A 15,590-nucleotide genomic window follows, 5' to 3' on the forward strand; every position below is an offset into this window, starting at 1 on the left:
TAAGTTACACTAAGTATAAACGGGATACAGAAAGAAAGTCAACCCAATCTTGCAGTCCAGTGCAAAAAGAGCTACAATGCACCTATGACACAGATACCAGGACGACGTGAACGAAAAAAGCAGCAAACACGAGAGAAGATTGCCAGAGTCGCGATGGAGCTCTTTATTGCGCGTGGCTTTGAGCAGGTGACCGTGATGGACGTGGCTGAAGCGGCTGATGTGTCGGTCAATACTGTCTATAATTATTTTCCGACGAAAGAGGACCTCTTTTTTGGACTCCATCAACCTATGGAGACTTCCCTGGCAGGAATCGTTCGTCAGCGCGAGAAAGGAGAACCATTGCTCACCTTTCTGCGTCATTTGCTGCTCGGCAGTCTCGAACCTATGAGAGCGTTATCGCCTCCAGAGCAGGATGCTACGCGACAGCAGGTCTTCCGGGTGATTCGGGAAAGCCCTACCCTACAAGCGCGGGGCCGACAAATGACCGAATCTGTTGAAGAGGATCTCGCCCATGCTTTTGCGGAAGATATGGGGAAGCCATTCGATGCTATCGTACCCCGGCTCGTTGCGCAGATGATCCTGACCCTGTATGCAAGGATCTTTGCGGAATACCAGAGGAGACGATTGAATGGCGAATCTTCTGAGGAGATCCATGCAGGTCTCTCAGCTATGGTTATGGCTGGTCTCACTCTATTAGAGCATGGAATCGATGCTTCCAGGGGATAAATAAGGGTTGGTGGTGTGGTAGATGAGAGAATAGTCTCATCGTGCTGGAAATGATGGGAGCCGAAAAGAGAAAGAATTTTTTTGAGAAGCATGCCTTCAACGCTGTTCTGACACGTGTATCCTTCCTGTTGTCTGGTAGCGTTGGAGCATATCAAACAAGATGTCTTCATCTGGGGCAATTCCATCGAGTGGGACTCGGATCATTGGATTGAGTTTCGAACCCAGGAACGCTGCTCGGCTGTCGGTCTGTAAACCAAGCAGCAATTTCCGGTTGTGCTGAAGTGTTCTTTGGCAATAGGCGATACCAAGCTCCACGCATGCTCCTTCATCGGGGACCCGGCCATCAAGCACAAACAAAAAGATATCACAGGCCAGAATCTGCTGGGTGTCGAGGTGGAAAAGTGCTTGTCGGCGTTCTTCTGGTGGCATGGCGTCGTAGGGTGGTTTGTTTTTCTCGACACCATCTCGTTGGGGCAAAAAAACAGTGAAGCCGTGCGCTTCCAGGCGCTGTGCCAGGTCGTCATTGAACAGGCGCTCCGCACGTGAAAAGAGGGGCGCGGCAAAGTAAAGAAGCATCATATGTTCCTTTTTCCTGAACGTATCAGGCGTCCTGCAAGGTCACGACTGACGTTTTAACCTTGTCGTGGGTGGCGAGACTGCCCGCAGTGGAATGGTGGAAGGCTATTCATCAGATGGATGGTCAAGGCCAAAATGATGTGCAAAGAAGTGCTCGGATTGGGCCAGTCCTTCCTGGGTGAACTCGATAGATTTTGCTTTATTCCGGGGATTTTCAATCCATCCCTTCTCGTAGAGTCTATTGAGGACATCCCAGTCAAATCCTTTCCAGGCGCGGTAGGAATCATGGAGCGTCAGTTGTAGTAGGGCGAGCACTACTTCGTCTATCTTGTCCTGGTTGTAGGTATCCATGGGGGTGACTCCTCTCATCTTGCACCTATAGTGAGAACGTGAATACATTTATGCTAAAGCTCTCAAGAGTGGCAGTAATTTCGACTTGTGTTGATGCCGTTCTGCCAGATCATTGAGGTAGACGTGCCATGTGTCATCTTGTCCTAAAAGGTGATAGGCTGTCCGTGCTTTCGTGAGCCAGTTGGCTGCGGCCTGATAGTACGAGGCTTTGGCTCCATTCATAATATGTTCGGCTTGCTGGCGGCACGCCTGGACAACCCATTCCAGGGCGGTCTGCTCTTTGAGTGCGGCGTCTACGACCAGTGCCACCAGCGTGTGCCGCCGATCCGTTTTCAGCACAGCAATGGCATCCTCAAAGAGATGCTCATGTAAGAAGATCTGGAGTAAGCCGTGCGCATCGGTGGTAGAAGGAGCCTGGCGTGCATTATCCAGGAGTCTGGCACGGTATTGGGGCCATTGGGTTCCGGCGATATGGGTGAGGTGGAGATAGTGCTTTAGTGTGGGCTCACCCTGAAAGGCAACCTCGCCCGCTTTCAGTGCTTGTGCCTGTTCTCCTATGCGCCAGGATTGATCACGCAGCCAGATGGCAAGCGGGACGTGGTCGCCATCAAGGGTGATGCCAAGATCGGCGATCTGAAGACCTTCTGATCGCGCGCCATGCGTCCATAACGCCTGAGCCACTGCCAGCGCGTCCTCGGCTGTTGTCAGATGGTGCTGTCCATAGGAGATCGCTTCCGGGATCTGTCTCTGTCGCACGAGCATGGTCACATATGCTCTGGTCTGGCCTTCTGCTTTGGCCAGATACAGGTATTCCTGAAACTTCTCCTGTTGTTCCAACACTACGAGGCGAGCCTGTGTGAGGAGAGGCGCATAGGCAGGAATCTCACCATCCCAGGCTCGCTCTTGGAGCGCTGCCCCTTGTAAAATACGCTGGAGGGGACTATAATCCCAGCCTTCACGAAGAGCGGCCTGCGGAACCGCAAATGCTTCACGTATGCTATGCCAGTCGGCAAGTCGTGTTTGCCAGATCGTCACCTGTTTCGCCCAACGTTTGCGCTCGGTGTCCGTCAGATCAACCTGGAGCACCGTCTCGGTCCACACCCTGGTGAGTTCCTGAAAGAAAGCGCTGACCTCACTATGAATATCATTGAGATGCATCCATTGATCAGTCAAGACATCAGTGACAGCCTTGAGTGTTAGCAGGGCCTGCCTCTGTTCATTCGCTTGTAGTTGTACGGAAGCAAACGCCACGAACTGCCAGATCTCATTGAGCACCGCATGAGTTTGACGTGTTGCCTCTCGTGGATGCAGGCGATACTGGTTACGAATCAGTGTGCGAATATGCTGACGTATCATCTTCGGATCAAGGAATATTGGTTGAGATGTGCGTATCGTTTTGTGTGAAGAAGGAGCCACAGGATCTTATTTCCTTATCTGATATATTACTCATCCTCAGGAGAAGCATGTGTTATTGTTCCTGCCTGTGTCAATACTCCCTGAGGTTTGGATGCGATCTTTTCCTTTGCATCTCATGCTCATTGTATCACCAGAAAGAAATAATGTGATATTGGGAGTGTTGCCAGGTCAGAAGAGCTTATTGGTCTCTTCTGACCACAATCAACACGCGATTTCAGAATAAACCTTTACTCATTGGTTTTGAACGACTCCCCTCTGCTTGCAGGAATCATATATTCTCCTTAGTTCTTCTAAAATCGCTCTCCCCTCTTTTTTTAGAGGGGAAAACGCTGGGAACAAATGTTGGGACCCCAACAAATGGTGGTGACGACTCATCATCCCCGATGATGAAGGATCTCATAGAGCACAACGGCGGTGGCAATAGAAACGTTGAGCGAATCGCTGCTCCCACGCATCGGGATACCGACGATGAAGTCACACAAAGTCTGTTGCTCGGATGAAAGTCCCTGGCGTTCGCTCCCCATCAAGAGGATCATGGGTAATGGATAATCGGCCTGCCGGTAATTCACCACCGCGGCATCGGATGCACCAACCACAGGATAGTGGTAAAGGCGCTTCCAGTTAGCAAAGGCCTGGAAAGAGGTTTTGACCAGGCGCTGCGAGAAAATCGCACCCATACTGGCGCGGAGCGCCGTCGGATCATACGCATCGGTCGTGTGATCAAGCAGAAACACACCACGGCAACCAGTTGCGTCACAGGTACGTAGAATCGTCCCCAGGTTGCCAGGATCCTGCACAGCTTCCAGAGCAACCCAGAATTCTTCTGGAGAAAGTCTCACCTGTTCCAATTGCTCCCATTGCTGGGAAACCACGGCTGCAATGCCCTGAGGATTGTCCTTGAGCGAAAAACTTTGAAAGACCTCACTGCTAACATAGAGGCAAGGAAGTCCCTTTTGCCTATGTTCTTGCAGCAATGCCTGTCCATGTCGGCTCCTCAACAATTCTGGCGCAATGAGGAGTTGACGCACACGTTGCGGAGAACGTAGCGCCTCCGTGACCAGGCGGAGCCCCTCAACCAGTGCCAGCCCAGTTCGTTCGCGTTCTGAACGCTTGAGAAGAGCACGAATTTGCTTGATTTTTGGATTGTTTCGGTTCGTGATGATTGTATCGGAAAAGACAGAAAAGCTCTGGTGCCGTTCTGTCTGAGAGTGATGTTGTTTTGCCATAGGAAACGCCTGCCTTCCAGGATGAAATGGAACCATAAAATCAAAATCTCAGCCGACCTCTGAAAAAAGGGGACAAGCCTATCAATGAAAGAGGTGGCAAAAAGGGGAAAGCCTGGTGCAAGTGCATCGAAAGAGGAAAAGAAAAGGGCAAAACAATCTGTCACTTATACAAATCAAAGCTGCATAAGTGCGAATATGAGAGAAACACTCTTCATATTGATCCGTGCCTCCTTGTAAGCGCTCTACTCAGGCTTGCAAGGAGGCAGGAACATTTGCTTGTACAATGCGTACATAACGTAATCTCATGATGAAAATGTATCAGGAAGCTTGGTTGATGTCAAGAAAGAAGCAAGGAGATTTATCCTTATTCTGGCTGTTCCTGACGTAAAATGCTATATAATACCATGTCATGCCAGGCGCCTTTACGCCATTGAGCTTGACGCATCTTTCCTTCACGTGTGAAATTACTCTTTTCTAATGTCTTCTGCTCTGCTTTATTCTCACTATCTGTAAGTGTCTCTATACGCACGATCGGGTAGGTTGCGAAAAGATAGCGCACTAAGAGTTTATGGGCCTCAGTTCCATAACCCAGACCACGATGCTCCTTGGCTAATTCAATGCCAAAAAAGTAGGCTATATTCCCTTGACTTGGACCATGCCTTACTGGTCGATAATCGACCATTCCTACTATTTGCTCACTGTGTGTTACAACAGCAAGTCGCGCATACGTGTCACTTATAAAACCATTTTTGTTAAATTCTTGTTCAATACCCTCGGAACCATGGAAACCAAAGAAGTTAAACTCACTCATTACTTCAGGATTATCAAAGTGCTTCTGAAGATATGCGATATCAGTACGTTTTAAAGGGCGTAAATAGATTTTTTCTCCTCGTATCATTTTCACATTTTCCTTTCACAATTTCGCTCCTGCTCACTTTTTGTCTTAAAACCTGCGTAACTGTCACAATTTACTATCTTCATAGTTGCATTCTTTGAATGGGAATGTCGCGATATGTTGTACCTGCAGTCCTTTTTCTAGTGCTAGCATAGTGGTTTGAAAATCATTGTTGGTGTTGTGAAGTATAGTTATATCTTCTTCCTATTTTCCTCAATCCATGAGAAACATCTAGCCAACGAGATCAATTTCGTGTGTTTGATGCGTGAATGATAATTTTAGCCCGCGCATTAATATCCACATAGCGAACGATAGATTTCTCGTGCGCGCTTCCTGTCTCCCGATGCCTGTCCCTCGGCCTGTTTCCAGAGAGAATAGCGCTCTTTCATACAGTTGCCGCAGGGCCGATAGCCTGCTTCAATGGCTGTTATTTCATCGGCGAAAAAGACGCGATGCTGGACATATTGACCTTTGGCGATGGCGCGATTCGCGCTCGGACAATCGAAGCGGCCATATATTTTTTCTCTTTTATAACCGCCAAATGTACCCTTCCGTGCACTCTCATACAGCTTCCCATCGGGGCCGACTAATGTATACATTTTCATTATTAGCTACCTTCATGTAGTTTCAATACTATTGCATTATTTAAATGAGTAGATAGATTTAAGCATATAAAATCTGTAATTGTCAATGTTTGTATTATTAGGAGCCAATATTTCTATAAAGATGAAGAAGGAGACTATGATTATATTGAGAGGAGAGATTAACAACTATTCATACAATAAACGTGTGAATAGAATCCCTCTTTTGCAAGAAAAATGGTTGCCCACCATCTGGGAGCACATGCGCGAACTGTTGGAACAACTTCACCGTATACGACTTTTGTTGAAAACATAGAGCGATTAAAGCAGCGTGTCGCTTTATCATGTTCAAACAAAGAACTCGACCGTTATCTATGGCTGGCTGGCCTCTATCTTCTGTGGAAGAGATATAATAAGGACGTGAAGGACGTAAATAAGAAGAAAAGATTGAGAATGAATGCAGAGGTTGAAGCACTCTTCAATGAGTTGTCGTCGGTGAATGCAGCAGAACTAGCTCAATTGTATCCCCTGCATCTAGAGAAATGATATGCAATCAGAGATTCTTCGTGTAAGATGTGGACATGAATAGCAATGAAATTCGCGCTCAGTATGACAGCAGGTCGATCACAGTCTATCAGGCCTATGCGAAGGCGATCGCCTTGCCTGCGATACAGCACAATCGTTTTGTTCCCCCGTTTTCAATGCATCGCATGACCTGGATCAAGCCCTCTTTTTTATGGCTCATGGAGCGCAGCAACTGGGGACTCAAATCTGGTCAGGAAATGATCCTGGCGATTCGCATGACACGGCAGGGTTGGGAGGAGGCGCTTTCTCAGGCTGTGTTGACCGCGTATGATCCTTCTGTCTATCGCAGTTATGACGAGTGGGCCACGCAATTTGAGCAGGCACGTGTCCACGTGCAATGGGATCCAGAACGAACGCTCCGGGGCAAAAGCCTTCCTATCAACAGCATTCAAGTGGGGCTGAGCCGCCATATTATTGAACAGTACGTTAATGAATGGACCATGGAGATTCGAGATGCAACCCCACTGGTGCGAAAGATCTATACACTTTTGCAAGAGGGCAAGGAAGCGAAAGCGAAGCTCTTGCTGCCTGGCGAACATGTGTATCCATTGCCACAAACCCTTGCCCGGCGCATTGGCATGAGATAGTAGCATGTATTGTGATATGGATATGATCAAGGGTATGGAAAGGTTGTTGCTGATAGATGTATACTTGCCGCTTTGTACAAACTATTGATGATGTCGCCTTGATGCTAGATGCGGTGCCTCTCGGGGATGTTCCACGTGGGCTTGGAACTCCATCACAATATTGCCTGCTGGAGGAGAACGGAGATCCTGTGATGAGGATTGATGTGTATGGAAACACGGGAGGATTCGCTGATATACAGATCTGGCACAACTGGTTGGTCATCGGTTTTGCGGATATGGTCCATTTTGTCTCTCTTGAGACGCGACAGCACTATTCTCATGCCTTGAGCGGATACTTTGGGCATCTCTATCCGCTTCAAGAGGCGCTTCTTGTCGCATCGGCCTCGGATCTGCTGTGCTTTGATGCGCAGGCCCGATTGCAATGGATCACGGAACATCTGGGGATTGATGGAGTCGTAATCATTCGTGTTGCAGGCAACATCATCTATGGTGAAGGCGAGTGGGATCCACCGGGTGGATGGCGACCATTTAAGCTCGCGCTATGCGCTGGACATATTGTTGCAGAACAGTAATTCCTCAGACGCGTATTTATTGGGAGAGATCAATTTTTATGAGGATTCAATCAGAAGATGATTTACACTTTATTCGCTTGACACTTCAAGAAGTGAATGTGCTCTACTATCCAAGTGTGCGTGTCCAGATCGAAGCCAGCGCCCATGGCTTCTCTGCCAGCATGGATTCTGTCTGGTGGAGTATCGATGACATGCACGTCTTCCTCACCGATCTGGTGCGTCTAGAGCAGCAGCGTGCGGGGACAGCCGTATTAGTCAGCATGAGTCCGAGTGAAGCTATTCTTTCCTTCCAGTCAGTCGATCGGGTCGGACATATGATTGCCAAAATCGATCTTACACGAAGTGTGTTCATCTCTTCTGGCGCTCAAAGTATCGATCAGCACCTCAGCGTTGCCTTTGATATTGATGTTTCCCTTCTTCCAACACTGATCAGATCGTTTGAGCAACTGATACCCCTTTTCAGAGGCGCCCACCCCTTTGAGAAAGATATCGGGGATAGCGCCCTGAGAGCGTAGCAAGGTTTGCATATCAACGTAGGAGCGCCCGCCATGCCAGACGCTTTCCAGACCCTTGACCTGGCTCAGGTCTACATTGCCCAGGTTGGTTCCCTGCAAGAGCGCCCGAGAGAAATTTGCCCCGGTCAGTACCGCCTCATTCAGGATTGCCCCTCTGAGGTGGGCTGCCGTAAGATCGGCCTCTCTGAGCGACGCTCGCTCCAGCACGGCTCTCAGCAGACTGGTTTTGACGAGCCTGGCCCCATCCAATCTGGCATCCCTCAGATTGGCGTCATCGCAGTCCGCTTTTTCCATGTTGGCCTGGGTGAAATCTGAGCCCCTGAGATTGGCGCTGGCCAGACTGGCGAAGTAAAGATTGGCTTGCGTCAGGTTCGCGTACACGAGCTCAGTATTGCGCAGGTCAACTCCTGAGAGATCGCTATGGTGGAAATTTGCCCCGTTCAGATGGGCTTCGATGAATTCGACTTCATGCAGTGTTGCGTCCGAAAAATCGGCCCTCGTCAGATTAGCATGAACCAGGCTCACGTGCGAAAGATGCGCCCTCGAAACGAAGCGCCGCTAAGGTTACTATTGCTGAGATATATGTTTTCAAGTAGAGCATGATCGAGATCGGGTTTTATCTGAGGATGTTCACGTCTCCAGCTATTCCATGCTTCCACCCCTTGTTGTAGTAGCGCAAGATGTTCTTGATTGGCCATCGATGTTGTTCCTCCATTCGTCATCGCGATCATACATCCTTGAATATCGTTGGCGTGCATAGTATTTTTCTTTCCTCTTCTTAACATAGAGATGCAGCAATTTACTGTGGTGCCAATCCTATGTCAGGAAGAGATAAAGTTGATGGGTTACCGGGAGGGAATCCAGATACTGGCGTCAGCAAAGGCAATATCGGTACGTTGTGATACATCATCGGAAAGAGCGATCGTCCCGATAAGACCAGTGCTATAGGCTGCGTCGGTCACGCTGGCGACGTGGTGCTGATTGATAAAGAGATCTAGCTTACTCCCATGTGCGACGACCGCGAGCAGATTGGCCGCTCCCAGCCGCCTATTGATGCTAGAGGAGACGCTTCTGGCAAGCACTGTCGCGTCAGTGTTCGCGCTCGAAAATAATATGAAGTTTCCCTTGTCGGACACGAGAAAGGCGTAAAAGTGTGCATGGGGACTTTGCCGGAAGATGATGCCGCCCAGATGACCCTGTTGCACGCTCACTTTTACCTGATAGGTGAAATCGCTGAAGCGTGTCCCGCCGTTGAGGCAGTATACTTCTGTATGCGAGGATGATTGATCGCTGGTCGAGACGTGATACATGTGATCGGCAAAATAGCACCCCTTTGTCGAATCTGATCCAGGGTCTCCATCATGGACATCGTCCATCCAATGATAGCCATGGGCATCACCGAGAGTGTTGTCGTGCATGGGATCACGTATCACCAGCAATTCCTGCTGCTGTGTGTACGGGTTCAACGTCATCGGAGCCCCGCTCGTCAGCGAGGGTCGTGTGCTGCCGTGGTGAATCACGGTCTCTACTGTATAGAGCCAGAAGACTATGAGTGCCAACAGGAGTACTGCAGCACCTCCCCGGCAAAGAGGATGGTGGACAGCTTTTTCTTCTTGAATGGGGCAGGCAGTGAGGAGTACGGCACTGGATGTGGTGGCGCGTGGTACTCGACGGTTGACGTCAACGGTTCCGGTGACGATGGTGTACCCTGGATAGTAGCATGTTGCTCAGGTTGAGTTTTCTGGCATTGGGAACAGACAGTGCTGTCATCGGGGAGCCGGGTGCCACAGAAAAAAACACGTCATGGTGATCCTTCTCCATTTTTTCAATGAAATAGCCACGTGCACGGTGGCTATCGTATTATAGGGGTAAATATATATGCATGTAAATAATAGTAGGTGTCAGTCAGTGTGAAATAAGAGGTTTTGATAGAAATAGATTCATTTCACTTATCGTATTCGTGCAGCTTCGCACTGTCAGGTGTATGAGCCTGTAGTATTTCCAGTTGTAGAGCCAGATCAGGTTGTACCAGAAGACGTAAGGTGGTTCTACACGCTCTGTGCTCGACTTTGTACATTTCCAACTAAAAACAAGCCGCATAGAGAAGCCGATCAAGCACGGAAGGCGAAAGCAGTCCAACAGCAGGGTCTCGGGCGGATGTCAGACTGATCTGCTGTTTCCACAGACGCAGTCGCACGGCGGCCAGAACATCATGGAAGGTGGCTGTGGATTTGCGATACCAGGCAGTCTGCTCGACGACGATCTCTTCATGGGAAGCCAGGTGCGTTCCAATAAGCGTGACGAAACTGTAGGTACACAACAGCAACGGCGTGGTACGTTCGATCGCCAGATCAGACCACTGTCGCTGGGTTTGGATGCCCAAATGAGCATGAGCCTCCTAAAGGTCGTTTCTATGGTCCAGCGCTTCATGTAGGTGAGAATAATGGTGAGCGGCTCCCAGCCCTGATTCGTACACAACAAGGCTTTGGGTTCCTTCTTGCCCGTTGGGTCGCGAATGAGAACCCAGCAGATGGACAAAGGAGGCTGCTTGGCACGATGCCACCACGCGATCCCGCTGCACCACTCTACCGTTCGCGTTCCTTGCCCATACCAGCAAATCTCTTTTTCTTCCCCACCGTGGTTGGATCCATGAGAACCTGATCCAGGGTGGGCTGACGTTTGCCCACGATTCTGGGCTTGCTTCCCTTGGGACGTTGCTCAACGGGAAGAAGAGCATCGTGGAAGGCATAATCGAACTCGCAGGGGGTAATCAACGTCACCTCACGCTTCACACAGTGAAGTCCCAACGCCAGGCAACTGTACGCGCCATCACCCAGCACGGAGATGTCGCGATTGGGCAACCAGCGATGCACCGCACTCACCATCTGCCCGGCCCACATCGCAATCGTCTTGTGCCGCTTGCCGGTGGCCAAACTGAAAGCGGGAGTGGTGGAGAGAACAACCAGAAAGGGCAACGCCAGGACTGCTTGGTCCATGAAGGGGTCACCACGACAGCCATCATGATCCAGCGCAGTCCATTGCTGCTCACCGATCGCTTTCGACTGGAAAGAGCACTATCACGAAAATTTCCTCGCTTGCTGATCTGAGGACCCCATCGTCGTTCCAGGGTCTCATCAATCACGATCGTGATGGGAGCATTCTTGGGAACCAGGGTTTCCACAATCAGCAAGAGTAAACACTGGCTTGCTGCCAGGGATGACCAGCGAGCACGATTGAGCACCTGATGATACTGGCTCCAGTTCTCATTCATCTGTTCCCCACTAAACCGCAAGGCGCTACAGACCGTTCGACGTCCATGAGCCAGTAGCGTTCCGGCGAGTAATGTCATCAATTTTCTCCACGTCGGAGCGGTAAACAGTGGCCGAAAAGGGGCCACAACAGCTATACCTGGCTTCAGGTAATGGCATGAAAGGTCTCCTTGAAGAAAGATATGCTTTGGTTAGCTTCTATCTTACCTCAGCGGAGGGTTCATGCCTTCTTCTTTAGTAAAATTGTACAAAGTCGAGCTGTGGAGAAGTCAGTCTGTTTGATGATCTAGGTAAGATGTCTTATTCGATAACTATTGTGCTGCCTCTTGTGTGCCCATGGGAAAGGGACCGAGGCGGCACTCTCTGCGCTCATCATCGCCTGCAATCCGCCGTCCATACGTGCCAGCTCGTCCTCGACATTCTCTTCGGAAAGTATACAACGGAGCATGATATTTTTATCTATCCGTTGTATAATAAACACAAAATATACAACGGAGTGAGCTATTTTTATCCATCCGTTGCATAGATATCTGATGGAAAGGGAGTGATACCAGGTGAGTAGGCAGCAGAAGCCGATTATGGACGCGAGGTTGGCGGCTCGTCTCCAACAGAAAAAGGCCATCGTAGATGGATACCGGCCGCTCCCAGCCGGGACCGTTGCCAGGCTCAATGAGGATTTGAAGATCATGTTGACCCACCATAGTACGGCGATTGAAGGAAACACCCTGACCCTGAACGAGACAGCAATGGTGATTGAGTACGGAATGACCGTTGGTGGTCATTCGCTCAGAGAGTATAAAGAGACAGAGAATCACGCTCGCGCCTATGAGTATATCGTGTCTCTGGTTGCTGGCAGCCAGGAGCCGATCACGCAGGAAACCATCGTAACCTTGCATCAGCAGGTAATGCGTGGCATTCTGGACGAAACTCACATGGGGACATGGCGTACGGTCCCGGTCTATATACGAGGAAGCAACATGACACCTCCGCCAGCCCGTGATGTTCCCCGACGGATGCGCGAGTGGGAGCAGTGGGTCAACGGGAAGCAAGGCCAGCAGTATGACCCGGTCACACGTGCTGCCATCGCCCATCACGGCTTTGAAGCGGTTCACCCATTTCCCGATGGAAACGGCAGGGTTGGCCGTCTCCTGCTCAATCTCATGTTGATGCGTGAGGGCTACCCGCCAGCTCTTGTGTTGAAAGATTGGCGTGTACGCTATATTCATGCGCTTGATACTGGCAACACGGGCAATTATGGTCCCTTGGTGAATGTAATAGGTCAGGCTGTTGAGGCGAGCCTTGACCTCTATGTAGAGGCATGCGTGACCATCCCTGCACCCGAGGAGGAGGACACCTTGCCTCTTCCAGTGTTAGCACGGGAGTTTGGGTACGACCCAGAAGCTTTGAGTTGGGCTGCTCGTTATGGTCGCTTAGAGGCGCGCAAGCAGGGGCGTAACTGGTACGCAACTCACGCTGCCGTGGCTGCATACCAGCGCCACGCCCAGCAGTACCGCCGACAGCATGGGCGCGCTCAGGGTGAGGAGGATTCATGACGAAGCTGATTTAAAGTGATCAGCTGATGTGGTCCGCTGCACACCACTTTTTATTTCCGGCTCCCACGTGATTCTCAGCGATTTTCTGTTGTATCTGATTTCTGCACGATAAACACTGGAGGGGCATCAGCGTGGATGCGTCGTACAACCTCCTGGAGGATTGCGCGCAACTGTGGTTCATGCTGGCGGATCAGTCCATCACAGAAGCGTTCCCCACGGCAAACAAGAAAGACAACATCTAACAGGTCCTGTGTAGAGAGTTCCTCATAGGAAGCTTCCACCTCGACTTGACGCAAGATGGGATTGGCCCATTGCCCCGCTTCACTATGGCGGTTATATGCACCATCTACACACATTGCCAGTTGTATAAAACCATCAGATTGATCTTCACGTTGTGGATCATCAACGTAACCGATCCCCAGAGCATATGTGGGCGGTCCCCATGAAAGTGGGCTAGCCAGGAGTGCTTCAGCCAGTTCAACTGGCCAGCACTTTGCCCTCTTGCCTAAAAGCACATCGTCTTGTCTTTCTTCCATCAAATTCTTCCCTTCGCCGATGTATATAGCAGGACCTCTCGGACAACCTTCGGCTATCTACCCAATTGTAAGCAGCGTATCTATGCCGTGAGAAATCGGGTTTGCTACCATATTTTCTGCCGAAAAAGAGTGCGTAGTAACCCCAGTGCCCTTCTCGCAAACGTACTTAACAGACCATCAGACTTTGATTATATAATACATTTGCATATTTTTGTGCACTGAGATATCCAGAGCGTGTATCTGGCACTGCATTGTTGAAAGGGAAATTGTTCTTGTCACATCAGCATATTGAATATCTGGCTCAAGAGCTTTACTCCACGAGCTCAGAAAGACGCAGGAAAGCGGCAGAGGCACTGCGTCAGCTTGGAGAACCAGGAGGGCAGATCTTGCTCGAGTCGTTTATTCGCATGATGCTACTTGATACGACCCCGCTGCGGGTGGCCTCGGCAGACATTTTGCGTGAATGGTGTGAATATGTCCCGCTCGAGCCATTGTTCCTGGCGATGCAGGATACCAATGAGCGGGTTCGATCTGCCGCAAAGTGGGTTCTGGCAGATGTCGGGGCACATGCTCCTCAGGAGGGCTTGATGCCTCATCTTACCGATCCTGATGCAGAAGTGCGCGAAGCCGTTCTCTATGCGCTTGGGACGCAGGCTCCAGTTGCCATGGTGCTGGAGGCGTTAGATGCGCCGGAGGAGGGATTACGTGAGGTGGCTACCTATCTGATTGATATGATGGGAGTGCAAGTACCTGTTGAGTTGCTCATCACTATGCTACAGAGTGAGAATGCTCAGAGGCGCGCTGCGGCAGTAAGAGTACTTGGGACTTTAGGGGAGCATATCTCTCTTGAACTCTTAATCGAGGCTCTCCAAGATACAGAGGAAAATGTCCGGTTGGAAGCCATCAGGGCTCTTGCCCGTTCAAGCGAACGGATGCCACAAACCGAGTTACGCACCTTCCTTGATGACGTCAATCAATCGATTCAGCGGGAAGCGACAAAAGTGCTGGCCAGCGTTGGTGATCCGGAGGCTCTCTCAATCATTGTGGGCTGGCTGCATGCAGACGATGAATGGGCACGTGAAAATGCCCTGGTCTGGTTATGTACACCAATTGTTGACATGGGAAATGCGATTGCTCGACATCTTCCTATTGAAGAATTGCTGCATCTGCTCAAGGATGAGTGGTGGCCGGTAGGATATATGACCGCCAGGATGATTGCGATGTTGGGTGTGGACGCACCATGGGCTGAACTGCTCGCTTTGCTGTCTGATCCCTTGCCTCAGGCATGCAACGCTGCCTTGCATGCCTTGGCACTACTAGGAGCAGAAATCCCTTTGAGCCAATATATTCCCATCGAACCTGTGTTGATTGTTTTGGATGACGAAGATAGAGAGATGCGTCGAAAAGCAGCCGAGGTGCTCAACTATTTTGATGTATCTGTGCCAGTAGAGAGGCTATTACTCCACCTCGACAATGAGAATGTGGAAATCGCAGGTCTCATCGCAAAGCAAGGACGGCAGGAAGGGATAGATATCCTTGTTGCCAATCTTCGCACGAGGGATCGAGCTAGTTTTGCTGTTGCAGCTCTCGGAGAATTAGGCGAACAAGCTCCAGTAGAGTCTTTGCTTGCCGCACTCCATACGAGTGATACATTTGTGCGTCAGCGTGTGGCAGTAGCCCTCTATGAGACCCACCCTGAACTGCTTCCACTGCTCGTGCCAGATCTCGTAGAAACGCTCTGTACCGGAAAGGTGGGACCTCTACTAGAGCCACAGCAAGACATCATGATTGCGCAGGCTCTGGCTGCGTTGCACAGTCCACACCCTACTCTGCTCGCGTGGTTTGATCAAGCTCTGGACAGTTCCTATTGGGAAGTGCGCATGTGGGCTATCATTGGATTGAGTGGGATGGCACCGCATGTGTTTGAATCAACTATTGAGAAGTTACAGCGCCTGTACAACGATCCAGAATCAGCCAGTGTGCGCGAAGCCGCGCACCGTACACTTGAAACTCTTGAGCTACGAACCGCTACGGATGAACATTGGGGGTAAGCCACAGGTTGTGAAAAGGTACAAAAAGTGAGGCTTTGAAAAACTTTCTGTGGGGATGGGCAAGAAGAGATATGTAGAGCGCAATAGCGCCTGGTTTTGTGCTCCATTACAAATGGATGATTTTTTCGTGCGCCATATATGTTCCTGATAC

19 protein-coding genes and 1 pseudogene are annotated in these 15,590 nt (G+C 50.1%); 7 read left to right on the forward strand and 13 right to left on the reverse strand.

Going from position 1 to position 15,590, the window contains the following annotated elements; all coding sequences use genetic code 11:
• Positions 1-84: 84 nt before the first annotated feature.
• Positions 85-726, forward strand: coding sequence for a TetR family transcriptional regulator (locus KDW_RS15790; protein WP_151756845.1), 642 nt, complete (start codon positions 85-87; stop codon positions 724-726).
• 96 nt (positions 727-822) lie between these two features.
• Here the strand turns inward: KDW_RS15790 and KDW_RS15795 are convergent, their stop codons facing one another.
• The 6 genes from KDW_RS15795 to KDW_RS15820 form a co-directional block, all read right to left on the reverse strand.
• Positions 823-1,305, reverse strand: a complete 483-nt coding sequence (locus KDW_RS15795) for a nucleoside 2-deoxyribosyltransferase (RefSeq protein ID WP_151756846.1) — start codon at positions 1,303-1,305, stop codon at positions 823-825.
• 102 nt (positions 1,306-1,407) lie between these two features.
• Entirely contained in the window at positions 1,408-1,653 is a 246-nt protein-coding gene (locus tag KDW_RS15800) for a DUF6429 family protein (RefSeq protein ID WP_151756847.1), read from the reverse strand.
• A 48-nt stretch (positions 1,654-1,701) separates the two neighbouring features.
• A complete protein-coding gene (locus KDW_RS15805; protein ID WP_151756848.1) occupies positions 1,702-3,069 on the reverse strand; it encodes a hypothetical protein in 1,368 nt (455 codons plus the stop codon).
• Positions 3,070-3,443: 374 nt separating this feature from the next.
• The gene (locus KDW_RS15810) at positions 3,444-4,295 is read right to left on the reverse strand and encodes a TrmH family RNA methyltransferase (protein ID WP_198925282.1); all 852 of its coding nucleotides are present in this window, start codon (positions 4,293-4,295) and stop codon (positions 3,444-3,446) included.
• A 364-nt stretch (positions 4,296-4,659) separates the two neighbouring features.
• Positions 4,660-5,193 (reverse strand): GNAT family N-acetyltransferase, encoded by a 534-nt coding sequence (locus tag KDW_RS15815; protein WP_151756849.1) that lies wholly within the window; start codon positions 5,191-5,193, stop codon positions 4,660-4,662.
• 287 nt (positions 5,194-5,480) lie between these two features.
• Entirely contained in the window at positions 5,481-5,795 is a 315-nt protein-coding gene (locus tag KDW_RS15820) for an Ada metal-binding domain-containing protein (protein ID WP_151756850.1), read from the reverse strand.
• A gap of 557 nt (positions 5,796-6,352) precedes the next feature.
• Here KDW_RS15820 and KDW_RS15830 point away from each other — a divergent pair.
• The 4 genes from KDW_RS15830 to KDW_RS36510 are packed head-to-tail and all read left to right on the forward strand — an operon-like array spanning position 6,353 to position 8,345.
• A complete protein-coding gene (locus KDW_RS15830) occupies positions 6,353-6,943 on the forward strand; it encodes a DUF4291 domain-containing protein (RefSeq protein WP_151756852.1) in 591 nt (196 codons plus the stop codon).
• 56 nt (positions 6,944-6,999) lie between these two features.
• Positions 7,000-7,515: a hypothetical protein gene (locus tag KDW_RS15835; protein ID WP_151756853.1), complete on the forward strand. Its 516-nt coding sequence runs from the start codon at positions 7,000-7,002 to the stop codon at positions 7,513-7,515.
• A gap of 38 nt (positions 7,516-7,553) precedes the next feature.
• Positions 7,554-8,030: a WapI family immunity protein gene (locus tag KDW_RS33875; RefSeq protein WP_233097711.1), complete on the forward strand. Its 477-nt coding sequence runs from the start codon at positions 7,554-7,556 to the stop codon at positions 8,028-8,030.
• Between the two features lie 33 nt (positions 8,031-8,063).
• The gene (locus KDW_RS36510) at positions 8,064-8,345 is read left to right on the forward strand and encodes a hypothetical protein (RefSeq protein ID WP_233097712.1); all 282 of its coding nucleotides are present in this window, start codon (positions 8,064-8,066) and stop codon (positions 8,343-8,345) included.
• On the opposite strand, the pseudogene KDW_RS35935 reads toward KDW_RS36510, so the two are convergent.
• From KDW_RS35935 to KDW_RS15865, 6 genes and pseudogenes are all read right to left on the reverse strand, one after another.
• Positions 8,238-8,555 (reverse strand): annotated as a pseudogene (locus KDW_RS35935) (pentapeptide repeat-containing protein); the annotation flags it as partial. The gene KDW_RS36510 and the pseudogene KDW_RS35935 sit on opposite strands and share 108 nt — an antisense overlap.
• Positions 8,552-8,788, reverse strand: coding sequence for a pentapeptide repeat-containing protein (locus KDW_RS15845; RefSeq protein ID WP_151756855.1), 237 nt, complete (start codon positions 8,786-8,788; stop codon positions 8,552-8,554). The pseudogene KDW_RS35935 and the gene KDW_RS15845, both read right to left, overlap by 4 nt.
• Before the next feature lie 87 nt (positions 8,789-8,875).
• Positions 8,876-9,589, reverse strand: a complete 714-nt coding sequence (locus KDW_RS15850; protein ID WP_151756856.1) for a hypothetical protein — start codon at positions 9,587-9,589, stop codon at positions 8,876-8,878.
• Between the two features lie 524 nt (positions 9,590-10,113).
• Positions 10,114-10,413: a hypothetical protein gene (locus KDW_RS15855; protein WP_151756857.1), complete on the reverse strand. Its 300-nt coding sequence runs from the start codon at positions 10,411-10,413 to the stop codon at positions 10,114-10,116.
• Between the two features lie 202 nt (positions 10,414-10,615).
• Entirely contained in the window at positions 10,616-10,930 is a 315-nt protein-coding gene (locus KDW_RS15860; RefSeq protein WP_151756858.1) for a hypothetical protein, read from the reverse strand.
• Positions 10,909-11,427, reverse strand: coding sequence for a transposase (locus KDW_RS15865; protein WP_269822448.1), 519 nt, complete (start codon positions 11,425-11,427; stop codon positions 10,909-10,911). Before KDW_RS15865 ends, KDW_RS15860 begins: the two co-directional genes overlap by 22 nt.
• Before the next feature lie 426 nt (positions 11,428-11,853).
• Between KDW_RS15865 and KDW_RS15870 the strand changes: the two genes are divergently transcribed.
• Positions 11,854-12,852 (forward strand): Fic family protein, encoded by a 999-nt coding sequence (locus KDW_RS15870; RefSeq protein WP_151756860.1) that lies wholly within the window; start codon positions 11,854-11,856, stop codon positions 12,850-12,852.
• Positions 12,853-12,926: 74 nt separating this feature from the next.
• On the opposite strand, the gene KDW_RS15875 is transcribed toward KDW_RS15870, so the two are convergent.
• Complete coding sequence (locus KDW_RS15875; protein ID WP_151756861.1) at positions 12,927-13,388, reverse strand: hypothetical protein; 462 nt, start codon at positions 13,386-13,388, stop codon at positions 12,927-12,929.
• Between the two features lie 272 nt (positions 13,389-13,660).
• On the opposite strand from KDW_RS15875, the gene KDW_RS15880 reads away from it, so the two are divergent.
• Positions 13,661-15,439, forward strand: a complete 1,779-nt coding sequence (locus KDW_RS15880; protein ID WP_151756862.1) for a HEAT repeat domain-containing protein — start codon at positions 13,661-13,663, stop codon at positions 15,437-15,439.
• Positions 15,440-15,590: the final 151 nt, after the last annotated feature.

Origin of the sequence: Dictyobacter vulcani (assembly GCF_008974265.1) — a bacterium.
Lineage (GTDB): Bacteria > Chloroflexota > Ktedonobacteria > Ktedonobacterales > Ktedonobacteraceae > Dictyobacter > Dictyobacter vulcani.

Excerpts from the sequence above, each read along its gene's own strand:
- KDW_RS15810 (WP_198925282.1), bottom strand. The coding sequence starts at position 4,295 with ATGGCAAAACAACATCACTCTCAGACAGAACGGCACCAGAGCTTTTCT.
- KDW_RS15845 (WP_151756855.1), bottom strand. The coding sequence starts at position 8,788 with ATGCACGCCAACGATATTCAAGGATGTATGATCGCGATGACGAATGGA.
- KDW_RS15795 (WP_151756846.1), bottom strand. The coding sequence starts at position 1,305 with ATGATGCTTCTTTACTTTGCCGCGCCCCTCTTTTCACGTGCGGAGCGC.
- KDW_RS15830 (WP_151756852.1), top strand. The coding sequence starts at position 6,353 with ATGAATAGCAATGAAATTCGCGCTCAGTATGACAGCAGGTCGATCACA.
- KDW_RS33875 (WP_233097711.1), top strand. The coding sequence starts at position 7,554 with ATGAGGATTCAATCAGAAGATGATTTACACTTTATTCGCTTGACACTT.
- KDW_RS15815 (WP_151756849.1), bottom strand. The coding sequence starts at position 5,193 with ATGATACGAGGAGAAAAAATCTATTTACGCCCTTTAAAACGTACTGAT.
- KDW_RS15875 (WP_151756861.1), bottom strand. The coding sequence starts at position 13,388 with ATGGAAGAAAGACAAGACGATGTGCTTTTAGGCAAGAGGGCAAAGTGC.
- KDW_RS36510 (WP_233097712.1), top strand. The coding sequence starts at position 8,064 with ATGCCAGACGCTTTCCAGACCCTTGACCTGGCTCAGGTCTACATTGCC.
- KDW_RS15860 (WP_151756858.1), bottom strand. The coding sequence starts at position 10,930 with ATGTGGGCCGGGCAGATGGTGAGTGCGGTGCATCGCTGGTTGCCCAAT.
- KDW_RS15800 (WP_151756847.1), bottom strand. The coding sequence starts at position 1,653 with ATGGATACCTACAACCAGGACAAGATAGACGAAGTAGTGCTCGCCCTA.
- KDW_RS15820 (WP_151756850.1), bottom strand. The coding sequence starts at position 5,795 with ATGAAAATGTATACATTAGTCGGCCCCGATGGGAAGCTGTATGAGAGT.
- KDW_RS15790 (WP_151756845.1), top strand. The coding sequence starts at position 85 with ATGACACAGATACCAGGACGACGTGAACGAAAAAAGCAGCAAACACGA.
- KDW_RS15835 (WP_151756853.1), top strand. The coding sequence starts at position 7,000 with ATGTATACTTGCCGCTTTGTACAAACTATTGATGATGTCGCCTTGATG.